This is a genomic window from Acinetobacter sp. UBA3106 (assembly GCA_002365595.1).
Classification (GTDB): Bacteria; Pseudomonadota; Gammaproteobacteria; order Pseudomonadales; family Moraxellaceae; genus Acinetobacter.
The window spans coordinates 1-20,943 of record DFAM01000003.1 but is presented as its reverse complement, the minus strand read 5'-3'; the positions used below and the strand labels follow the sequence as shown (position 1 = coordinate 20,943).

Below are 20,943 nucleotides of genomic sequence, written 5' to 3'. Positions count from 1 at the left end.
TTGATCCAAGTAATGCTTTTTATGACACCAATACCGCACAATAGCATAAATTTAGCGAAATGATGATCTGATATGTCTTTCTTTGCATTGGGTGTCAACCATCAAACCGCCTCTGTAGAGCTGCGTGAGCAGATTGCATTTAATCCTGAAAAATTAATGCACTTGCTTGCCCTGCAAAGCAAACATCATGACCTGAATGATATGGTTGTGGTCTCTACATGTAACCGCACCGAAGTTTATGCCATGTCTGAGAATGCAGACATGGTAATGAATTGGCTCGCCAAAGCAAATGGCCTAGATGTTAAGCAATTGTTTAATCATGTATATCGCTATGAAAATGCACAGGCAGTCACACATTTGATGCGTGTGGCGAGTGGGCTTGACTCTTTAATGCTGGGTGAACCGCAAATTTTGGGTCAGGTAAAATCGGCACTGTCTTTGGCTAAAGATGCACATACTGTTTCTGCAAACCTGAACCAAATTTTTGAATATGCCTTTTATGCCGCGAAACGGGTGCGCTCGGAAACAGCGGTGGGCAGTCATGCAGTTTCAATGGGTTATGCCGTTGCCCAGCTGGCATTGCAAGTGTTTAGCAAGCCAGAAAAAATGACTGTAATGGTGGTCGCTGCAGGTGAAATGAATAGCCTGGTGGCAAAACATTTAGCCGAAATGGGGGTGGGGAAAGTCCTGATTTGTAACCGGACCCGTGCCCGCGCAGAAAGTTTGGCCCAGGAAATCGCCCATCGTGTTGATGTGGAAATTATAGAATTTTCCGAACTGGCTGCAAATTTGCACCGTGCAGACGTCATTTCAAGCTGTACCGGAAGTCTGCATCAGGTCATTGCCTATCAAGATGTCAAAACAGCGTTAAAAAAACGTCGTTATCAACAAATGCTTTTGGTCGATTTGGCTGTTCCACGTGATATTGATCCCAAAGTAGAATCCCTAGATGGGGTTTATTTGTATGGAGTCGATGACCTGCAAAGTGTCATTGATGATAACCTGGCGCAGCGTCGCCAAGCGGCTGTTGAAGCAGAGCTGATGGTCAATCAGTTAGCCACAGAATTATTGACCCAGCAAAAAATCAAAAAAGCCAGCAGTACCATTCAGGCTTATCGTGAACAAGGTGAAACCCTCAGACAAGAAGAACTGGCTTTGGCAATGACCCGAATCCAAAGCGGTGAAAATGCCGAACAGGTCTTACGGGAATTTTCACATCGTTTGACGCAAAAACTTTTGCATCCAACCTCTATTTTACTGCGTCAGGCCGCCAAGGCTGAAGATCCGGCTTGTTTTGAATCCATGCGTGATCATTTGGAAGAGGTATTTGCCAAACGGCGTAAAACCAAACATGAATCATAAGCAGTAGATGCTAGCGCTCACTTATTCTTCAAGCAGGGTAAGCGAGCGTTTTTTATCAATCTCATAAATTTTCTGTTTTAGATTGCGCATTTCAGCAATGCTGGTAAATTTTTTCGATTTGATTTTTTGTTGCAGGCATTGATATTGCAGTTTGATGGAAAGGTCTTCTGCCAGCTTATCCGCCTGTTCAGGCGAAGAGGTGTAATCACTGACATTGGTTTGCTGCAAAATATGTTGCAAGTCATGATGATAAGGCGCACAGGCACCTAAAACATAGTATTGCGACAGCTCGGTATCATCAGGTAAATCATCAAAAATAATATTGAAGATATTTAAGATTTTGAACAGCAATTGATCCTGAGAAATCAAAGCGCGTAGCGGTTCAAAATGAATATATAAATAGGGGTGATTCATCAGGATAGCAATCACATATTCTTCAGCATCAATCTTGGTGCTAAAGCTTAAGGATGCGTCATTGTTGACCTGCGGTTGCCATTTACGGTTAAAGCCCAGTTTTTCGCGGAAAAATTGTTGGAGCAAATAGCGATACGAACCCTGTTTTGGCAACAGTTCGGTCAGTTGGCGTAATTCACCCATCACCTGACTTTTACCTTCCGGCTTGGTTACATCATGATTCTGGGTGAGATGTGCAAAGACAAAATCGGAGAGTAACGGTGCCTGCTGTAAGAGACGGTGAAAGTTTTCAATGCCTTCACGGCGGATCAGCGAGTCTGGATCGTGATCATTCGGCAGTACAAAGAACTTCAGTTCGCGGCCGTCATTGAGTAGCGGTAGGGCAATTTCCAAAGTACGACGCGCGGCTTTTTGTCCGGCAGCATCACCATCGAAAGCAATGGTAATGCGATGATTCTGCTTGAACAGAATATTCAGATGTTCCGTATTACTCGCCGTTCCCAGTGTTGCAACAGCTCCAGAGATGCCATATTGCTGCAAGGCAATCACATCCATATAACCTTCAACCATCAGCCAGTCGTGAGCTTTCTGTTTGCGGCCTTCATATAAACCATACAGCAACTGGTTTTTATGGAACACTTCTGAGTCAGGCGAGTTGATGTATTTAGGTTTAATTTCGTCATTTAAGGCACGGCCACCAAAACCCACTACACGGCCTTTAGCATCACGGATCGGGAAAATCACCCGGTCACGCAGCAGGTCAAAATCGCGGCCACTGTCACTGGTACGGATGAGCCCGAGCAGTTTCAAGCCTTCGATATCTTGTGGAAAGGCTTTTTCAAGGTGCTGCCAATCTTCTGGTGCATAGCCTAAGCGCCAATAGTCAATGGTCTCTGCGCTTAAGCCACGTTGTTTGAAATATTGCTGGGCACTGGCACTTTGCGGTAACTGGCGTTGATAATATTGGGCAATATTTTCCAGCAGATCAAACAGGTTGCCATCTTGCGCCGTTTCTTCCATTGGCATCTGTTCAAAGGATGCAAATGGATCGCCATAATATTCGGTTTCTTGCGCCTGAAATTCTGCAAAAGGGTCAAAATTTGCTACAGGCACGGCATTTGGCGTTTGAGTACTTGTGCTTTTCGTTTGTTGTTGAGGTGGTGTTTTTGGAGCAGGTTTTGCTGCTTCACGTTTATATTTAATTTTATTGCTGTCGTTATTGTCTTTAGGCAGTTCAATTCCGGTGCGGCTCGCTAGATCCTTCATCACATCAATAAAGTTACGCCCGTCAATGTCCATTAAAAAACGAATGGCATTGCCGTTGGCCTGACAGCCAAAACAGTGAAAATATTGCTTGTCACGATAGACATGGAAAGATGGCGATTTTTCCTGATGAAAAGGGCAGCAACCTGAATAGGTGCGACCGGTTTTCTTGAGTTTCACGCGCTGACCAATCAGATCGACAATATCGGTACGATCCAGGATTTGATCAATCGTGTGTTGAGGAATAGCCATAGGTATGCAATCGGGTTGTAATCTATCTAAATGACGGACAAATGAGCTGTCAGAATGTACGCAAGTTAAAATTGCGTCATCGGTTAAAAGTTAATTTGTATACCTTTTGCGCAAAATGATCAATATGACGCATTCAAATAACAAAAGGGCAAGTATGATAACTTGCCCTTCATGAAAATGCGACTGAAAGCCGAGCTTATTGTGATGCTGGCGCTTCGGTTGATGCTTCTGGTTGAGGCTGTTGCTCTGGTGCAGGAGGAATGCTGCTTTCAGTTTTAGGACGATCCAGCAAACCAAAACTTAAACGATTGGTGAGACTGCGCTTTTCAGACTGTTCTGAAATTTGCTGTTGCTCTGCCTCGGTCGAGGTTTTTGCTTCACGGCCAAACACACCTAAAGTGGCACGGTTAAACCAACTGCCTTCATCATGTGCAGCGCGCATATTCACGCTACCATCAGATTTAACCAGATGCGGATAATTCAGTTTTAAAACTTCAATGTATTGCTGTGAAGTCTGTTGATCACCCAGCTTATCATAACCATAAGCCATGGTTGCTAAAGCTTCAGGTACTTGCGGAGTTTGTGGATAATGTTCAACCACCCATTGCGAGCGCTCAATAGCAGCGAGCCATGCTTTACGTTTAATATTGAAACGTGCTGCATTCATTTCGCTCTCAGCAAGTTCATTACCAATAAACTTCATGCGCTGTGCTGCATCTACCGCATAAGTGCTGGAAGGGAAGCGACGGATGAAATCGACAAAGTTTTGATAAGCGACTTTTAAATAACTGACATCACGGTGTGACTGTTTTAAAGAGGTATAGCGCAATAGACCATCATAGTTCTGTTCCATATTCGCCACGCCACGAACATAGTAGGCATAGTCCACATTAGGATGCTGCGGATTTAAACGGATAAAACGTTCGGCAAGGGCAATTGCACCTTCATAATCTTTTTGTTGAAATTTAACGTACAACAATTCCAGTTGTGCCTGCTGCGCATAGTCACCTGTCGGGTAATAGGTATCTATGGCTTCAAGATGTTTGGCCGCATCGGTATATTGTCCGCGTTCAAGGGCTTTTTCTGCTTTTTGAATATAAACTTGCTCGCTAGACTGCGGTCCTGTGTCCACAACATCTTTCTTTGGATTACTGCTACAGCCCACTATTGCCGACGCAACGCCTAAAGATAAAGCAAGCATTGTCATTTTATAACGTGGTAACGACATAAAAATTCCTCTGTTAATACTGGCAATGAGCTACAATTGCGCTATTAAACCACTTTTGTCTGAATGAGCAAATGAGTCAAGCACAATCTTCTAATTCTAATTTCCCTGAAACTGATTTCAATTTACTTGAAGATTCTGAGGATGCAGATAACCATACTTCAGACTCAACTGCAACCCGTTTATCGTTGCAATTTCAATTGGATGAAAGCTATTTGGGCCAACGTATCGACCAAGTTGCAGCTCTGGTCTGGAATGATTTTTCCCGTGAAAAACTGAAGCAGTGGCTGAAAGATGGCCATTTGTTGGTAAATGGTAACACTGTCAAACCAAAGTACAAGTGTGAAGGCAATGAGCTGTTAACGCTCGATGTTGAGCTGGAAGTACAAACCAGAAGCTTACCGGAAAATATTCCATTAGATGTGGTGTATGAAGATGACGATATAGTCGTTATCAATAAACCGGTCGGTATGGTGGTGCATCCGGGCGCTGGTAATTCTTCCGGCACACTGGTGAATGCCTTGCTTTATCATTACCCAAAATCTGCCGAACTGGCACGTGCTGGTCTGGTACACCGTATTGATAAAGACACCAGCGGTTTGCTAGTGGTTGCGAAAAATCTGGAAGCACAGTTCTCTTTAAGCAAGCAACTGGCAAAAAAATCGGTATATCGTTTATATGACCTGGTGGTATACGGCAATATCATTGCTGGCGGTACCATTGATGAGCCGATTAAACGTCATCCGGTAGATCGCGTGAAAATGACCATTTTGCCGGGTGGGAAGGATGCTGTGACTCATTACAATGTGAAAGAGCGTTTCCAGCATTTCACTCGTGTACAGGCGCGTCTGGAAACTGGTCGTACCCATCAGATTCGTGTGCATTTTAGTTATATTGGCTTTGGTCTAGTCGGTGACCCAGTCTATATGAGTCGTGTCCGTTTGCCTGCGGGTGCGTCAGAACTTCTGAGCGATACCTTGCGCAATTTCAAACGTCAGGCCTTGCATGCCTCAAAACTTGGCCTGATTCATCCACGTAGCGGTGAAGAAATGATGTTTGATGCCCCTTGGCCTGAAGATTTTGCGCAACTGGTTGAAGTGCTGCGTAGTGAAAACAAAGCCTACTAGGCGGTTTTAGTGCTGGGTATGAATCATTAGGAAAAGTATAAGGAAATCGACATGCAATTTGTTCAAGGACTTCCACAAGGTGTATTTGTTGGGCAGACGCGAGTGCATCATGAAAAAACGTTGGCCTCGGCTCAACCTGAACTTGCAGGATTTAATTTGGCATTGCATGTCCATGATGATGCAAAACGGGTTCAGCAGCACCGTATGGCGTTGCTTGAAGAGTTTGCGGAATTCGGCGTCGATAAAGTGACCTGGATGACGCAAACGCACAGCACCATCTGTCATACCCTCAATGAAGACATTCCTTTTCAGGCACTGGAAGGTGATGGTCTGGTGACCCAGCGTAAAGCACATGCCCTAATGATGATGACTGCAGACTGTTTGCCTGTCGTGCTTGGTAATGCACACGGAACGGAAATCGCGAATCTCCATGCCGGCTGGCGTGGACTGGCGGGTGGTATCGTTGAAAATACCATTGCGGCCATGCAAACCCAGCCGACCTGGGCATGGTTGGGCGCAGCCATTAGCCAGCCCTGTTTTGAAATTGGTGCAGAAGTCAAAACGGCTTTTTGCTCCAAATATCCTGAACTGGACAGTGCTTTTCAAGCAGGTAAAAAAACGGGTAAGTTTTATGCTGACTTATATGCCATTGCACGGTTTATCTTAAAGCAACAGGGTGTTGAGCTGGTGCTGGGAGGTGATCAATGCTCTTACTCGCAGGCAGAGGAATATTTTTCCTATCGCCGTGAAGCCAAAACAGGACGTATGGCGACATTCGTGTTTATGGCTTGAAACTGTTAAACTCGCTTAAAATTTACTGCTTTTATTGATATGTCTTTATCCACGAAATCTCTCGCTATCGTTTATCACAGCCCATATGGACATACTGCAAAGGTTGCTTCTTATATCGCTCAAGGGGCCAAGCAAACCGCTATTCAGGTACATTGCATGAACATCGAGCAGGTGGATTGGGAGGTTCTGGATCGGGCTGATGCCATTATATTCGGTTGTCCGACGTATATGGGCAGCATTACCTCTGCCTTGAAGTTATTTATGGAGCAATCTTCCAAACGCTGGCTGGCACGGACCTGGCAAGGCAAAATTGCAGCGGGTTTTACCAATGGTGGCGGATTGAGTGGTGACAAGCTGGCGGTATTGCAGCAGATCAATCTGTTTGCCATGCAGCATGGCATGTTATGGGCCGGTCTACCGCTGATGCCGACTGGGCGCGGTTCGCAGGACCTGAACCGGATGTCGGGCTTCTTAGGTTTAATGACCCAGTCAGACAACGCACCGGTTGAAGTGACGCCGCCACAAGGTGACTTGGATACAGCCATCTGGTTTGGTGAGTACGTGGCATTATTATTAAGTCGATTAAAATAATTTAAGCATTGCAAATTGATTCTCATTAATTTGAGAATCCAAGATTCTAATAAAATTATCATTTTAAAAATATTTTTTGCTGGACAGATTTTGTCCAGCAAACTTAGTATGCTGATTTATATCTTAAATAAAATAGATTGAAGCAATGCAGAAGCAAACACAAAATAGCTTGATAACGAGATTAATAGCTTTGTACAAGACTTTACCTCGTTTTCCTAAATCTGCTTTACCAATAGAACAATTAAAAGAATATGTAAGAAGCTATTATTCAGATCAAATAGATGAGCAATCTCTAACCAAAGCAATTCGCCGGGATTTGGAATTATTACCAGAATTACTTGTCTCTGGCTCATTGGAAAACAGGGATGGTAAAGGTAACCAGCCGAGAAAATATCTACTAAGTCAAGATGCGTGGATAGAGCCACTTAATTCCGAATTAGCACTTGTTTTGGTTATGGCAAATGAATATTTGAACCAACAGCTACCTGATGAAATTTATTCTAAAGTAGAAGGCTTTTTTCGATCAGCAGAATTGCAGCTTCAATCCGATACTAAGCTTAAAAATTGGAACAGTAGGTTTAGATTTGTACCTGATGGTTATGCACAAATTCAAAAAACAGAACATCATACCGAAATTCAAAAAATTATTTACCAAGCACTACTTGAGGGAAATGTATGGCTTCAAGGAAATTATCGTAAAGAAGGTACACAGATTACCGAAAATTATCTCTTAAAGCCTCAAGGTGTGATTCAATATGGGCAAAAACCTTATTTAATAGCTAGTAAAATAACTGAAAATAAAACTTTATTAAGAACATTCAATATTCTTCATTTTGAAAATCTTAAAATTGTTCCAGAGAAAATTTCAATTGATGTTGAAATATATGACTTAGAGGGATTAGTAGAAAATCGGGAATTTGAATACGCACTTTTTAATAGAGAGGAGCAGGATATTTTTTTTGTTTTTGAAGAGGAATTATTGGATGAGTTGAATCTTAATCCTATTGGAGATTTCCAAACGATAAAAAAAATTGATGAAGGATATTATGAACTACGGGCATCTTGTGTACTTACAAATAGCCGTATGGATTGGTTAACTGAGAAGGCTGAATATTTGCAAATTGTAGCACCAGATTGCTTATTCGAAGAAATTCAATTCCGTATAACAAAAGCAGGTGAAAAACACCAAATTTTCAATGAATTTAATTCTTATGGATTATAAAAAAATGAGTATACATAAAGCTTTAGAGCATTTACCGCTTTTAGTAAAAACGTGCAATTTGATTGAAGATGTGTTGGGTGAAGAACTTTATCAGGCTATTGAACTACTAATCCGCAACAGTCAAAGTGAGCTAGCTCCTGATTTGAGATGGCAAACTTTAAGATGGGATGTATGTACACATTTTGAATATAAAGAAATTTGGTTTGCGCCATCTATATGGAATATTAATCAAAGAGATAGTTCGCATTTGAATATTGAGCAATGTTATGCATATTTTAAGTTGACTATACAAAATCACAGCGAAAGAGCAAGTTCTATAGATGATGATTTTGCAAATAACGGGAATCGTTTGCCAACAGTTAATTTTTTTAATCATGCAAATGGTTTTGTCAGTATTCAATTTCATTTAAATAAAAACATGATCAAAAATATTGGTGATAAAGAAACGCACTATTCAATATTAAGAAATTGGGGTAAGCAAAGAAATCGGTTAATTCAGCAGCATGGTGAGTTAGCTCATCATGGTTTTAAATTGTCGGAAACGGGAAGCTTTTGGTATTTACCTATTAACGTCTTAGATGCCTGCCAAGTGGCTAATGATTTTAATAGAAAATATTTTGATCAGTCACTCGATCCTATAAAAGATGCTTTAAAAGCATTATATCCTGTTTTATATATATTTGATTTAATCAAAGAAAAGTCAAAATTATATACTTGATCATATAACTATAAGCATAATAGGGAGGGAGAATGAAAATAGATATTCTTGATCAAAATTTATCTAAACAGCTTGGTAACTTTGTCAATCAAAGTCAAAGTATCAACGAATCAAAATTAGCTTCTGTACAAGAACGGAGTTTTACTAGCCAATTAGAACACTTTTTTCAATCTTGGAAAAACCTGTCATTTGAAGCACTTGAACCTGAAAAAATTATAAGCTTAGACTCTATAGGGTTGAGTGAATTTTTTGAATGTTTTAAATCAGCCATTGAACCAATGAAGCAAGCCAAAGCAAATGGTTTATTATTGAATGTTTGGAAAAGTGCTGGTTTGAGTACGGATGAAGTTCGAAATAGTAAAGTATTAAAATGGTTTCTTGATTGTAGAGGAGATCATGGGCAAGGCAATGCAATATTATTGCAACTTTTGCAATTATTACCTCCGCGTTTTCATGAATATTATCCTAAGTTCTATTCAGCAGTCGCTGAATGTTGTCCACTTGGTAATTTAGAAAATCGGGTCGATATTGAAATTGACGCGCCAGAATTTTTGTTGTTTATCGAAGTTAAAATTTACGCAAATGAAGGGGCGGATCAACTTAAACGTTACTATCGAGATGCGTTGTTAAAAACTAAAAATTTGAAAAAAGATTGGGCAATTATTTATTTGACAAAAACAGGCTACTTATCTTCAACTGAAGATGAAATTAAAGGAAAATTATTGCTTGATCATGAGGACATTACAAACGTAATTCATGATCCATTAGATAAATATGAGACAAAACGACTCATTCCAATGTCATGGCTAAAAATTTCAAAGTTATTTGATCAATATTCAAAACAAGCGGATGTAAATAATCGAGGAGCGTGGTTAGCAAAACAATTTGCGGATCATATCAAAACTTTTTAAATAAACTATTTTATGTACGGGGAATGATGAACAATATACAAGCAGTAAAATTGATTATTGAGAATATTCAATATTTAGAGCAAGCAAAGAAATTATTAGAAAGCGAAATTACTGAAAACTTATATTCTGCTATCGATAGCAAAATACGTAATTTTATTGAGGGTTTAGAGAATCAATGGAATGGAGTATTCAATTTTTATGAAGATCAAATTCAGTTTGCACCAGAAAGTTGGCGAGCAAAAGAGGGAGATGACTTTAAACATCAACATTTTTATGCGAGATACTTTCTAGGATGTGAAAGTGATGAGATTGGTGGTGAGGCTACAGAATGGTGGTTAAGCACGTTTTTAAAAAATGATGTAGATTCTATAGTTTTTAATTTTTATCCGTGGAGAGAAAATTTTCTAAAATGTTCAGCAAAAGATTGGAAAAATTTTGCAAATGAAAAAAATCAAGCTTATCCACAAATAGAACAAAAGGGCTTTAAATATAATGCTAAAGAAGGAAGTTGGTATTTAATTATCGAGGGAATTGATCCAGTAACTTTTATCGAAAATTATGAAAGCGATAATTTAGAAGATGCCCTAGCACCTATTGAAGTTGCTTTAAGTAAATTAAAACAAGTACATCACTATTTAGATGAAATTGTAAAAGCAGCAATTCGAAAGTTTAATCAAGAAGAAAATACAGTGGTATAAATCATGAATGAAATATATTGGAATAATTATCCTTCGAGTGCTGTGAATTTAACACTTGAAAATGAAAAAATTTTTTTGATTTTTGAAGGAAAGTCGAGTGAATACGGAAGTCATTTTTCTGGAAAAATTACGCTGCATAAAAATTTAAATGAACAGGTCGCTACTGGATCGATTTATTATCAATATGAAAATGGTTCTCAAGAAACATTTCCTTATAAGTTGATTGGTGCATTTGAAGATGATTCTTGGGAGTTTTTCACAGGAACATGGGAAGAAAATTGTGAAATATATCCTTTCGATGCCTTATTGGAAGTAGTTGAGCTAGAGGAATTGGAGTTAAAAGTTTTAGAAACCACCGAAAACATAATTGAAGTGGATAGTCTTCATAATTATAAGGAAGAAAAAAAGGCTAAGAAAGTCTCTGAACGTCTTGGTGCAATGCGCCAGCGTGCAGCCAGAAGTGATGCTCGGGTAAGAAAAATTCAAAGAAGCATGGAACTGTATTATGGTTTACCACAAGGATCTGTAAGGCTGGTAAATCCAGATAGGACATTGATACATCCCTCTGCAAAAATAGGTACGTTGCGTGATAGATGGATATCTGAGGAAGTGTAAGTTTATAAAAAATGCTCGGAAGAATCCGAGCATTTTTTTATTTATGCATAATCCGGGCCTTGTCGCGTTGCCAGTCCCGATCTTTTTCAGTCGCACGTTTATCGTGTAACTGTTTACCTTTAACCAAAGCAATTTCCAGTTTGGCTAATGGGCCTTTCCAGTAACAGGCCAATGGTACGCAGGCATAACCTTTCTGATTCACCGCACCCAAAAGTTTTTCAATTTCACGGCGCGAAAGTAGCAATTTACGTGTACGGGTCGCTTCAGGCACTACATGTGTAGACGCGGACAACAAGGGCTGGATTTGCGCACCAAATAAAAACGCTTCATTGTTTTTAAACAGAATATAGCTTTCGGTAATGGTCATCCGCCCAGCACGTAAGGACTTGACTTCCCAGCCTTGTAAGGACAGCCCAGCTTCGAATTTCTCTTCAATAAAATAATCATGGCGAGCACGCTTGTTCTGCGCAATAGTGCCACCAGTATTTTTTTTAACTACGATTGATTTCGACATAATACGCATATTCCAAGATTGACTCTATTTTGCCTCAAACTTGCGCTGAGGTGAAGTTTTTTCAAAATTAAGGAGATTGTTCACTAAAAAAATAAGTTTTTGCTAAAATAAGGTTCTACTAAAAACTAGAGTAAAAATGAATGACTAAATCTCGCGTCATTTATCCAGGCACATTCGATCCAATTACCAATGGACATATCGACTTGGTGTCACGTGCGGCGAAAATGTTTGATGAAGTTGTGGTGGCGATTGCCATTGGTCATCATAAAAATCCAGTCTTTAGTCTAGAAGAGCGAGTGGAGTTGGCAAAAAAATCGTTAAGCCATTTGCCGAATGTAGAATTTGTAGGTTTTGATGGCTTGTTGGTCAATTTTTTCCGTGAACAGAAAGCCACAGCAGTGCTGCGCGGATTACGTGCCGTATCTGACTTTGAGTATGAATTTCAACTGGCCAACATGAACCGCCGCCTGGATGCAAGTTTTGAGGCGGTATTTCTAACCCCTTCAGAGCAATATTCTTTTATTTCATCTACTTTAGTACGTGAAATAGCACGCTTAAATGGTGATGTCGCGCAGTTTGTACCGCAAGCTGTAGTTGAAGCCTTTAAGCGGAAACAACAGCAAGGTTGGTAGCGTGGCTTTATATATTACCGATGAATGCATCAATTGTGATGTCTGTGAGCCGGTGTGCCCGAATGAGGCGATATTCATGGGTGAAGTCATTTATGAAATTCACCCGGATTTATGTACCGAATGCGTTGGGCATCATGATCAACCGCAGTGTCAATTGTTCTGTCCAGTCGACTGTATTCCGCTTAATCCTGAGCATGTGGAATCACAAGATGAACTGATGGAAAAATATAAAAAGCTGATTGCACAAAAAAGCATCAGTAATTAGTGCGGAAATTTGTTAGCATACGCCCCGAAGTGAGCCAGACGATCGCTGCTGTGGAGATCTCCGTGATTGAAGCAGGGGAGGAAAGTCCGGGCTTCGTAGGGCAGGGTGCCAGGTAACGCCTGGGCGGTGGAAGCCGACGGCAAGTGCAGCAGAGAGTAGACCGCCATCTTTGCAATTTCCCTTTGGGGAAACCAAGAGAGATGGTAAGGGTGAAAGGGTGCGGTAAGAGCGCACCGCGTGTCTGGTAACAGTTCACGGCAAGGTAAACCCCACCAGAAGCAAGACCAAATAGGAATCCTTCAGGCACGGCCCGTGCTGGATTCGGGTAGGTCGCTTGAGCGTACGAGTGATTGTACGCCTAGAGGAATGATCGTTCACGACAGAACCCGGCTTATCGGCTCACTTCACTAAATTTTTTACAATTATTGCGTGATATTTCTTGACAGAAGGTTACCTGAAATAGATAATACGCGCACAGTTTTGGCTATGTAGCTCAGTTGGTTAGAGCACCGCACTCATAATGCGGGGGTCACAGGTTCAAGTCCCGTCATAGCCACCATTTTCATAGACCACGTTTCTAAAAGCGTGGTCTTTTTTTATGTGTAAAATTTGTCTTTAACATAGATTATTCACATTGAATCGCACTGGCAGCCAGTTTAACCTGCGGGAACTGCCGCTCATAGTATTGCAGAATTTCGTGCTTCCGGTTCTGCCCAAAAACGATTGATTGCAATTGACCGATTTTATTTTCAGTTAAATGTAAAAATGCACAGTGCAGCGCAATCTGGTTTTGTGTAGCAACCGCTAGTTTCTGGTCTTCTGGAATCTGCTCAATACGATATAGATTTTGCTGCGCTTTACTTAGCTGTACCAGGCTGCGTTTTTGCTGCAGGGTCAAAAGCTGTTGATTGTTGATCCATCGTGCCACGTCCATGCGTACCCCATTATAATCGACGAATATGGGAGAAATTACCTGGCAGGAAGTACTGAAGAAGGTCGTTAAAGCGAGAGCGATGAATTTGCATGGTTTCATTTTTATCTCAATCTTTCATGGTTTTAATTTTGCGGCTCAATCAGAAAATAGCATGAATAAATAGCCATTTTGTTTAAATATTAACTGAAAAATTTTAAAACGCTCAAACTCTGAACACTCGTAAAATAAAGGGCTTGACGCTATTCGTTGAAATTTAGATAATGCGCACACAGTTTATGGCTATGTAGCTCAGTTGGTTAGAGCACCGCACTCATAATGCGGGGGTCACAGGTTCAAGTCCCGTCATAGCCACCATTTTTATAGACCATGCTCTCAGCATGGTCTCTTTTTTTGTGGGTCAAAAAAGTTGGACTGATTCTCAGAAATAAAAAAAGGTCTGTTGATTATCCAATGAAGAAATACATACAGACCTTGAATAACAATTACAAATTTTCTTGAAGATACTGCTCAATGAATTGATGCGTGGTTTCGCTGTCATAAAAAGATGAAATCAGCGCCTGAATAATCCCGTCTAGCAATCCTTGTTGTTCTAGTGCTTGAAGAGTGAAGGGTAGGAAGCGTCGTGCTTCTTGATGTAAATCCTCTTCATCTAGTCCCACTGACTGCAATAATTCTTGCAGGTTGTATTCGGCAAAATAATCATAAAAACCGGCAACCACATCCAAAACCACCTGTTGCAAGTATTCAGACTGTCTTAACTGACGCCAGGTTTCGTAAACTAAAATAAAAAACTCTTCAAAGTCGATCGCCTGGAACTGTGAGTAGGTTTCTTTAAGCGTTCTTTGCTTTATATCTTCCCACAAATGCAGCGCAATATCGGCCAGTTCTTCATTAGGAAGCAAAATGATATGACCTAGTTGTTTGACTAGGGTCTGAGCGAGTTGCTGCTCAAGTTTAAGTTCAATATGCTGCTGCTGGTCCTGAATAAAACCCAGAATTTTAGAACCCAAGCCATACTGATGGGTATTCAGCTTACGTAGATGATCCAGCCATGGGGTATTGCCTTCAAGAATCTGGTTCGCTAGCTGCAAACTGACATGTTTGACTTGCGGATTGTGCTGCAAGTTGTCATGAATGTAATGACGCAATTGATCCAGCTCAAGGATTTTATACATCCAGAGTTCAAAAGATTCATCAGACAGCAGTTCATTAATTTGAGTATGGTCGTTAATGGCAAAATCATGAATTCTTTGTGAGACAACGCCAATGAATTCTAAAATTTCAGCGCCCAGATTCAATTCAAAGGCATATTTCTGTACTACTTCTTGTAGCGATTCAAGTTGAATAATTTGTTTTAAAAGAATCTGATCTGAAGAGGTATAAATATGATGAACAAATTTTTCAATATAAGGATTATTTTGTTCTGCTAATAATTGTTTTTTAATAAAACGGGTTTGCTCAAGCATAAGTGCTTGAGCAAACTGTTGGGCTAAGTGCTGCTTAGACACCTGGTGTCCATCCATTCATGATTGGATAACGGCGTTCACGGGTAAATGCACGTGAACTAATACGTGGTCCAATCGCACCTTGGCGACGTTTATATTCGTTACGATCAACCAGGCGAATCACTTTTTCCACTACGGCTTTTTCAAAGCCTTTGGCAATAATGTCATCTTGGCTCATATCTTCTTCAATATAAGCATAAAGAATGGCATCAAGCACATCGTAGGCCGGTAAAGAGTCCTGATCTTTTTGATCTGGACGGAGTTCTGCAGAAGGTGGACGAGTAATGACACGCTCTGGAATGACTGGAGTCTCTGAAATGCTGTTGCGGTATTTCGCCAGTTCAAACACAATCGTTTTATACACGTCTTTTAGCACCGCATAACCACCAACCATGTCGCCATATAGCGTGCAGTAACCTACAGCAAGTTCAGATTTGTTGCCGGTACATAAAACCAGATTGCCGAATTTATTCGACAGGCCCATCAGTAAGGTACCACGCGCACGCGCTTGCAGGTTTTCTTCAGTCGCATCCGCAGGGCTGTTACCAAAGAATGGATACAGGGTTTGCATGAAACTGTTCACGATTGGATTGATTTCAGCAATACCGAAAGTAACACCCATGGTTTTTGCTTGTGCGGCTGCATCTTCTACACTGATTTGTGCAGTATAGGTATATGGCATCATCACCGCTTGGACTTTATCTGCCCCAATCGCATCGACCGCGATAGCAAGGGTTAATGCCGAGTCAATCCCGCCCGATAAACCTAAAATCACGCCCGGGAAACCACAACGTTGAATATAATCACGGGTTGCTAAAACCAGACCTTGATAAATCTCGGCGATGGTTTCCAAAGCTGGTGTGACTGTGCCAACTTTATAAGTTTTTTGTTCAGCCTGGTATTCAGTAAAATAAAGATCTTCTTTAAAGCTTGGTGCCTGTAAAGCAATGCTGCCATCTTTATTGATTACAAAACTTGTGCCATCAAAAATAAGATCATCCTGACCACCGACCTGGTTGGTATACACCAGATTGATATTTAATTGTTTAGCCAGTTCGCTCATGGTGGTCACACGATGCTGCGGTTTACCCACTTCATAAGGTGAAGCATTTAAAACTAGAGCGGTTTCAACATTTAATTGCGATAATTGATGCACAGTAGTGAGTGACCAAATATCTTCACAAATCAGTACGCCAAATTTATGACCTAAATATTCAAAAACAAGGTGTTGATGTCCTTGGCTGAAATAACGTTTTTCATCAAATACACCGTAGTGTGGCAAGTTCTGTTTGTTATAAACACCCAGTACCTGGCCATCTTTCATTACGGCGGCAGAGTTATAACGGTGACCGTCTTCAGTTTGATTAACAAAACCAAAGACCATCACAATATCTTTTACCTGACTCAGTTGCTCAAATGCTTTTTCGGTGCGTTTGGCCAAGCTAGGGCGGAGTAATAGATCTTCTGCAGGGTAGCCTAAAGTTGAAAGCTCCGGAAAGATAATTAAATCGGCTTTTTGTTTTTTGGCTTCATTTACCTGTTCAAGCATTTTTTGAGCATTTGCTTCGATATTGCCAATATGTGGAGAGAATTGTGCAAGGGCAATTTTAAAACTTTTCATTCCAACTTAATCCTATTACCTATAGGGATGTATACACAGACTTAGATTTATTAAGATTATGAGTTCAATGCTATGTACGTGACGACAAATAAAATAAACGTATTAATCAATAATTAGCAATCAGATACTATATACGAATTGCATCGTTTATAGAGAAAAAAACAAAAAAAAATCTGAATATAGACAAAAAAATACAGCATGAATGCAAAAATGGGCATGCTGCAAATCAATTGTTGTGAATGAGAGCAATCATGGATTTGATGAAATTGATTCTAAATATATAAAATCAATCACTTAAAACGAAAAACTGTACTTTCAGCTGTTGCCAAAAAATAGTATATCAAGGCTTAGTTTGCTAGGTGTTAGTAATTACATGCCATATACATGAGGGGGTAGATAAATTATTTAAATGATGTAATTCCCTTTGAGGCCAGCAATTATTTTTAAAACTCAGTGCTGGCTTAAACATTAGATTTATAGCTAAGACAAGACATGAGTTAAATGGTTTTACGTTTTATAGATACTTTTAATTGAATAAAGTCTTTACATAACAAGCTGTTTATCAGAACAATAACTTGGAGAATTTTAAAATCAGTAGTCGAGAAGAGAAAATTTTTCCTTTAAATAAAGTTATAAAAGATGATGAATAACTGAAATTCATTAATGCGCAGAGTTAGAAAGGTGAACAAGAATAAAATCATTACATATTCTTCTCATTCGCCAAAATAATGTTAGGAATATTTTTAAAAAATATATCTCTAGCAATTTCTCCTTGTTGTTCAATGTTATATGTGTGAAAGGGTTTGCCAGCCAGAAAATGGTATTGATAAGGATTATAGGTTTTAAAACTCAAAAAGTATTTGGACTGTAGTATGGCGCCTTGAAACAGGACATTGATGTTGGATTGATATTGATAAATATGGGTCATCTCATGGATGAACAAGCCTTGCATTTGTCTGGATCTTTTGGAGAAATCTTCGCAAAAATTTTTGTTATTCATAAAAATATTGCCATTGGGGGCCATATACATATCTACGGGTTGCCAAGGAAGATATTTGATATTAAATATTTTGACTTCCTGGTAATTAATTAAATCACCGAAAACTTGTCGTGCAAGACTTATTTCACCCGAGGTTAAATTTCGAAAACGAAAGTTGTAAATATCAAATATTCGATAAAGTTTGAATAATAAAAATAGTCTAAATTTTTCTATCATCACGTTACGATTTGCCATTTTTACGATCAATTTTATTCACTGATTCAAGGTAGAGTAAAGGTGGACTCAAAAAAATTTGTTTAATCAATTGCTTCAATGTTAGAGCAGTACTGAGAAAGACTTTGTTTTGTTAATAAATAGTTGATATAAAAATAAATAATATTATATAGACTAAAAATAAAAGCAAATTTTTTTTAAAAACTCAAACTTGTCCTTTAAATGGGCTTAGGGTTGAAATGGTATGTTTGTGTGCCATTTTTCGCTTAAGCATTTTTTTCTGAATATTTTATAAATATAAATTATCAAGGTTTAGAGTGGATTTCTAGCAGGTATGTTTTGAAGTGAATAAATGAAGTTTAAATTTTTTAAGATTTTTATATCGGTCTGACATCACTTCATAAAATAATAGATAAATTTAAATAGTTTTTATCTCTTCTTGATTCGTGATTTATTTATTCTTGTTATATTTTAAATAATAAATGTTAATAAGGTAACGTTGTTTTACTTTAGATCAAACACATAAATTAATAATGTTTACATTGAAGAGAATTGAAACAGATCAAAGATTGGTAAATCAAATATAAAGAGTAGAGTTAATAAAGCCATGTGAGTACGATTTATACCCAATTATAGATAGGAGGGAAGCAAAATGGCTACTCAAAAATTTATTCAGAAAATTCAGCATAAATTACAAAATTAGCAATAACAAAATTTAGAAAATCAATCGAACCTCAGCAATCTGATGAGTAGAAAAAGCAAACTGAAAAACCAGTAGAAACAATGGAAGTCAAACTTTAATTATCTAAACTCAATAGTGGTGAGTATTCAGGTTGGGTTTTCTCCAAAGTTATTCCAGGTTTGCAGTTTCATTATTTCTATTCCCTCATTTATCAAAAGTGAAGAATAATATGAACTCAAAAGATGTGAAAATTATAATCGCTGTCATAGTCGTGGTCATAATTGCAGTTATTCTTTATTCCATGTATGAGAGAAATAAAGATGAAAACATGGGAAATTTGAACAACCAGCAAGGCAGTACCTTGGTAAGTCCTATGCATAGCATCACCTCCAACACTTAGCCCACTGCAATAACGCGAAAGATGATTGCGCGCAGTGAATTGATAACGCAAGTTTTTTGAAGATTAAATCTCATAACCGAAACTGGCGATCACAAGCCAATTTCTCTCAATACAATAGTGTTATAAGGAGAATAAAATGGTTCATTCTGATGATGAGCGTATGAAAAATAATCCCGACGTGACTAGAAAGGATGTAAATACCGATCCAAATACAGATGACTCACATCCCGTAGGAACCGGGGTAGGGGCTGCAGGTGCTGCTGCTGCAGGTGCTGCTATTGGTAGTGCAGGTGGTCCAATCGGAGCTATTGTTGGTGGAACGGTGGGTGCAATAGTGGGTGGTGTAGCAGGACATGCGGTAGGTGAGGCAGTTGATCCTACCGTTGAAGATGCGTACTGGCGTGAAAACAGTATTAATCAACCTTATTATAAATCCTCACAAACTACCTATCCTGACTTGGATTATGACAGGGATTACCAGCATGCTTATCGTGTAGGGTATGAGGATATATCTGCATATGATTCATCTAAACGTTTTGAAGATGTAGAACCGGATCTCCGTTCCAAATGGGAAGGATCGAAAGCGGAATCCCGTCTCTCTTGGGAAGAAGCTAAACATGCTTCACGTGATGCCTGGAATCGCTTGCGACCTTAAATAATCATACTGCTAAATAATCTTAATCATCCTGAAACCAATCTTTTTTAATTTTAAAAGGATTGGTTTTTTGCTTGCATAATTTAAAGCACTTGCTTTTTTTCTTTTAACGTCTAATACCAATAATCTACATTATAAAAATCAGGAGCTTTCTTTTATTTTTTCATAAAAAAAAGCGTAGATTAATCTACGCTTAATAAGATGTGATTAAAATTAATTATATTTGTTAGAACCATTTAAATTTTTAAATGGAAACACGGGTGGTTAGCGAGAGGTAAAACGCCCATATTCATCACGTCGTTGCGTGGTATTTCTACTACGACTTTGTGACGCTGAACGACCGCCGCGATCATCATCGTCATCATCACGGCTGCGGCCTCGACCACTAGAGCGACTGCCGCGATCATCATCGTCATCATCACGACTGCGACCCCGACCACCAGAACGGCCGCCGCGATCATCGTCATCATCACGACTGCGACCTCGGCCACCAGATCGACCACCGCGATCATCGTCGTCGTCATCACGGCTACGACCTCGGCCACTATAGCGGCCGCCGCGATCATCATCGTCATCATCACGACTGCGACCTCGGCCACCAGATCGACCACCGCGATCATCATCGTCGTCATCACGGCTACGACCTCGGCCACTATAACGGCCACCGCGATCATCATCATCACGGCTGCGGCCTCGACCACTAGAGCGACCGCCACGATCATCGTCGTCATCATCACGACTGCGACCTCGGCCACCAGATCGACCACCGCGATCATCGTCGTCATCATCACGACTGCGACCTCGGCCACCAGATCGACCACCGCGATCATCATCGTCGTCATCACGGCTACGACCTCGGCCACTAGAGCGACCGCCACGATCATCGTCGTCATCATCACGACTGCGACCTCGGCCACTAGAGCGACCACCGCGATCATCATCGTCGTCATCACGGCTACGACCTCGGCCACCAGAACGGCCGCCACGATCATCGTCGTCATCATCACGGCTGCGACCCCGACCACCGGAACGACCGCCACGATCATCATCGTCGTCATCACGACTGCGGCCTCGACCACCAGAACGACCGCCGCGATCATCGTCGTCGTCATCACGACTGCGGCCTCGACCACCAGAACGGCCGCCGCGATCATCATCGTCGTCACGGCTACGACCTCGGCCACTATAGCGGCCACCGCGATCATCATCATCATCACGGCTGCGGCCTCGACCACTAGAGCGACCGCCACGATCATCGTCGTCATCATCACGGCTGCGACCCCGACCACCGGAACGACCGCCACGATCATCATCGTCGTCATCACGGCTGCG

19 protein-coding genes, 2 tRNA genes, 1 other RNA gene and 1 pseudogene are annotated in these 20,943 nt (G+C 40.4%); 15 read left to right on the top strand and 8 right to left on the bottom strand.

The window, feature by feature from the left end; genetic code table 11:
- The first annotated feature begins 72 nt into the window (after nucleotides 1-72).
- Nucleotides 73-1,362: a glutamyl-tRNA reductase gene (hemA, locus tag B4C48_RS01375; RefSeq protein ID WP_291352687.1), complete on the top strand. Its 1,290-nt coding sequence runs from the start codon at nucleotides 73-75 to the stop codon at nucleotides 1,360-1,362.
- Between the two features lie 21 nt (nucleotides 1,363-1,383).
- Here the strand turns inward: hemA and B4C48_RS01370 are convergent, their stop codons facing one another.
- The gene (locus B4C48_RS01370) at nucleotides 1,384-3,291 is read right to left on the bottom strand and encodes a DNA primase (protein WP_291352685.1); all 1,908 of its coding nucleotides are present in this window, start codon (nucleotides 3,289-3,291) and stop codon (nucleotides 1,384-1,386) included.
- Nucleotides 3,292-3,487: 196 nt separating this feature from the next.
- Entirely contained in the window at nucleotides 3,488-4,519 is a 1,032-nt protein-coding gene (locus B4C48_RS01365; protein ID WP_291352683.1) for an outer membrane protein assembly factor BamD, read from the bottom strand.
- A gap of 71 nt (nucleotides 4,520-4,590) precedes the next feature.
- Here B4C48_RS01365 and rluD point away from each other — a divergent pair, with 71 nt between their 5' ends.
- The 8 genes from rluD (at nucleotide 4,591) to B4C48_RS01325 (ending at nucleotide 11,190) form a co-directional block, all read left to right on the top strand.
- Nucleotides 4,591-5,643, top strand: a complete 1,053-nt coding sequence (gene rluD, locus B4C48_RS01360; RefSeq protein WP_291352681.1) for a 23S rRNA pseudouridine(1911/1915/1917) synthase RluD — start codon at nucleotides 4,591-4,593, stop codon at nucleotides 5,641-5,643.
- Between the two features lie 51 nt (nucleotides 5,644-5,694).
- Entirely contained in the window at nucleotides 5,695-6,435 is a 741-nt protein-coding gene (pgeF, locus tag B4C48_RS01355) for a peptidoglycan editing factor PgeF (protein ID WP_291352679.1), read from the top strand.
- A 39-nt stretch (nucleotides 6,436-6,474) separates the two neighbouring features.
- Complete coding sequence (locus B4C48_RS01350; RefSeq protein ID WP_291352677.1) at nucleotides 6,475-7,026, top strand: flavodoxin family protein; 552 nt, start codon at nucleotides 6,475-6,477, stop codon at nucleotides 7,024-7,026.
- A 145-nt stretch (nucleotides 7,027-7,171) separates the two neighbouring features.
- Nucleotides 7,172-8,248, top strand: a complete 1,077-nt coding sequence (locus B4C48_RS01345) for a WYL domain-containing protein (RefSeq protein ID WP_291352675.1) — start codon at nucleotides 7,172-7,174, stop codon at nucleotides 8,246-8,248.
- A 4-nt stretch (nucleotides 8,249-8,252) separates the two neighbouring features.
- Nucleotides 8,253-8,966: a hypothetical protein gene (locus B4C48_RS01340; RefSeq protein ID WP_291352673.1), complete on the top strand. Its 714-nt coding sequence runs from the start codon at nucleotides 8,253-8,255 to the stop codon at nucleotides 8,964-8,966.
- Between the two features lie 32 nt (nucleotides 8,967-8,998).
- Nucleotides 8,999-9,877 carry a PD-(D/E)XK nuclease family protein gene (locus B4C48_RS01335; protein ID WP_291352671.1) on the top strand — a complete coding sequence of 293 codons (879 nt, stop codon included), beginning with the start codon at nucleotides 8,999-9,001 and terminating at the stop codon, nucleotides 9,875-9,877.
- A gap of 26 nt (nucleotides 9,878-9,903) precedes the next feature.
- Nucleotides 9,904-10,575, top strand: a complete 672-nt coding sequence (locus B4C48_RS01330; protein ID WP_291352669.1) for a hypothetical protein — start codon at nucleotides 9,904-9,906, stop codon at nucleotides 10,573-10,575.
- Nucleotides 10,576-10,578: 3 nt separating this feature from the next.
- A complete protein-coding gene (locus B4C48_RS01325; RefSeq protein ID WP_291352667.1) occupies nucleotides 10,579-11,190 on the top strand; it encodes a hypothetical protein in 612 nt (203 codons plus the stop codon).
- A gap of 37 nt (nucleotides 11,191-11,227) precedes the next feature.
- On the opposite strand, the gene smpB is transcribed toward B4C48_RS01325, so the two are convergent.
- Nucleotides 11,228-11,704, bottom strand: coding sequence for an SsrA-binding protein SmpB (gene smpB, locus B4C48_RS01320; RefSeq protein WP_291352666.1), 477 nt, complete (start codon nucleotides 11,702-11,704; stop codon nucleotides 11,228-11,230).
- A gap of 140 nt (nucleotides 11,705-11,844) precedes the next feature.
- On the opposite strand from smpB, the gene coaD reads away from it, so the two are divergent.
- The 4 genes from coaD to B4C48_RS01300 all read left to right on the top strand — a co-directional run bounded on the left by coaD (nucleotide 11,845) and on the right by B4C48_RS01300 (nucleotide 13,160).
- Nucleotides 11,845-12,336 (top strand): pantetheine-phosphate adenylyltransferase, encoded by a 492-nt coding sequence (gene coaD / locus B4C48_RS01315; protein ID WP_086196830.1) that lies wholly within the window; start codon nucleotides 11,845-11,847, stop codon nucleotides 12,334-12,336.
- Nucleotide 12,337: 1 nt separating this feature from the next.
- Nucleotides 12,338-12,601, top strand: a complete 264-nt coding sequence (locus B4C48_RS01310) for a YfhL family 4Fe-4S dicluster ferredoxin (RefSeq protein WP_291352664.1) — start codon at nucleotides 12,338-12,340, stop codon at nucleotides 12,599-12,601.
- Between the two features lie 26 nt (nucleotides 12,602-12,627).
- An RNA gene (rnpB, locus tag B4C48_RS01305) (RNase P RNA component class A) lies at nucleotides 12,628-13,011 on the top strand.
- A gap of 72 nt (nucleotides 13,012-13,083) precedes the next feature.
- Nucleotides 13,084-13,160 (top strand) — tRNA-Met (locus tag B4C48_RS01300).
- Nucleotides 13,161-13,226: 66 nt separating this feature from the next.
- Here B4C48_RS01300 and B4C48_RS01295 read toward each other — a convergent pair.
- Nucleotides 13,227-13,634, bottom strand: a complete 408-nt coding sequence (locus B4C48_RS01295) for a hypothetical protein (RefSeq protein ID WP_291352662.1) — start codon at nucleotides 13,632-13,634, stop codon at nucleotides 13,227-13,229.
- Between the two features lie 178 nt (nucleotides 13,635-13,812).
- Between B4C48_RS01295 and B4C48_RS01290 the strand changes: the two genes are divergently transcribed.
- A tRNA-Met gene (locus B4C48_RS01290) sits at nucleotides 13,813-13,889 on the top strand.
- Nucleotides 13,890-14,017: 128 nt separating this feature from the next.
- Here the strand turns inward: B4C48_RS01290 and B4C48_RS01285 are convergent.
- From B4C48_RS01285 to B4C48_RS01275, 3 genes are all read right to left on the bottom strand, one after another.
- The gene (locus B4C48_RS01285) at nucleotides 14,018-15,043 is read right to left on the bottom strand and encodes a hypothetical protein (protein WP_291352660.1); all 1,026 of its coding nucleotides are present in this window, start codon (nucleotides 15,041-15,043) and stop codon (nucleotides 14,018-14,020) included.
- A complete protein-coding gene (locus tag B4C48_RS01280; RefSeq protein ID WP_291352658.1) occupies nucleotides 15,036-16,661 on the bottom strand; it encodes an NAD+ synthase in 1,626 nt (541 codons plus the stop codon). The genes B4C48_RS01285 and B4C48_RS01280 overlap by 8 nt, the downstream gene beginning before the upstream one ends.
- A gap of 700 nt (nucleotides 16,662-17,361) precedes the next feature.
- On the bottom strand, nucleotides 17,362-17,895 hold the full coding sequence (locus B4C48_RS01275; RefSeq protein WP_414631490.1) for a hypothetical protein: 534 nt from the start codon (nucleotides 17,893-17,895) through the stop codon (nucleotides 17,362-17,364).
- A 1,197-nt stretch (nucleotides 17,896-19,092) separates the two neighbouring features.
- Between B4C48_RS01275 and B4C48_RS01270 the strand changes: the two genes are divergently transcribed.
- The gene (locus B4C48_RS01270; protein ID WP_291352656.1) at nucleotides 19,093-19,611 is read left to right on the top strand and encodes a hypothetical protein; all 519 of its coding nucleotides are present in this window, start codon (nucleotides 19,093-19,095) and stop codon (nucleotides 19,609-19,611) included.
- Between the two features lie 264 nt (nucleotides 19,612-19,875).
- On the opposite strand, the pseudogene B4C48_RS01265 reads toward B4C48_RS01270, so the two are convergent.
- Nucleotides 19,876-20,943 (bottom strand): annotated as a pseudogene (locus tag B4C48_RS01265) (hypothetical protein); the annotation flags it as partial.

Coding starts and splice junctions, on each gene's coding strand:
- hemA (WP_291352687.1), top strand. CDS start 73: ATGTCTTTCTTTGCATTGGGTGTCAACCATCAAACCGCCTCTGTAGAG.
- B4C48_RS01370 (WP_291352685.1), bottom strand. CDS start 3,291: ATGGCTATTCCTCAACACACGATTGATCAAATCCTGGATCGTACCGAT.
- B4C48_RS01365 (WP_291352683.1), bottom strand. CDS start 4,519: ATGTCGTTACCACGTTATAAAATGACAATGCTTGCTTTATCTTTAGGC.
- rluD (WP_291352681.1), top strand. CDS start 4,591: ATGAGTCAAGCACAATCTTCTAATTCTAATTTCCCTGAAACTGATTTC.
- pgeF (WP_291352679.1), top strand. CDS start 5,695: ATGCAATTTGTTCAAGGACTTCCACAAGGTGTATTTGTTGGGCAGACG.
- B4C48_RS01350 (WP_291352677.1), top strand. CDS start 6,475: ATGTCTTTATCCACGAAATCTCTCGCTATCGTTTATCACAGCCCATAT.
- B4C48_RS01345 (WP_291352675.1), top strand. CDS start 7,172: ATGCAGAAGCAAACACAAAATAGCTTGATAACGAGATTAATAGCTTTG.
- B4C48_RS01340 (WP_291352673.1), top strand. CDS start 8,253: ATGAGTATACATAAAGCTTTAGAGCATTTACCGCTTTTAGTAAAAACG.
- B4C48_RS01335 (WP_291352671.1), top strand. CDS start 8,999: ATGAAAATAGATATTCTTGATCAAAATTTATCTAAACAGCTTGGTAAC.
- B4C48_RS01330 (WP_291352669.1), top strand. CDS start 9,904: ATGAACAATATACAAGCAGTAAAATTGATTATTGAGAATATTCAATAT.
- B4C48_RS01325 (WP_291352667.1), top strand. CDS start 10,579: ATGAATGAAATATATTGGAATAATTATCCTTCGAGTGCTGTGAATTTA.
- smpB (WP_291352666.1), bottom strand. CDS start 11,704: ATGTCGAAATCAATCGTAGTTAAAAAAAATACTGGTGGCACTATTGCG.
- coaD (WP_086196830.1), top strand. CDS start 11,845: ATGACTAAATCTCGCGTCATTTATCCAGGCACATTCGATCCAATTACC.
- B4C48_RS01295 (WP_291352662.1), bottom strand. CDS start 13,634: ATGAAACCATGCAAATTCATCGCTCTCGCTTTAACGACCTTCTTCAGT.
- B4C48_RS01280 (WP_291352658.1), bottom strand. CDS start 16,661: ATGAAAAGTTTTAAAATTGCCCTTGCACAATTCTCTCCACATATTGGC.
- B4C48_RS01275 (WP_414631490.1), bottom strand. CDS start 17,895: ATGGCAAATCGTAACGTGATGATAGAAAAATTTAGACTATTTTTATTA.
- B4C48_RS01270 (WP_291352656.1), top strand. CDS start 19,093: ATGGTTCATTCTGATGATGAGCGTATGAAAAATAATCCCGACGTGACT.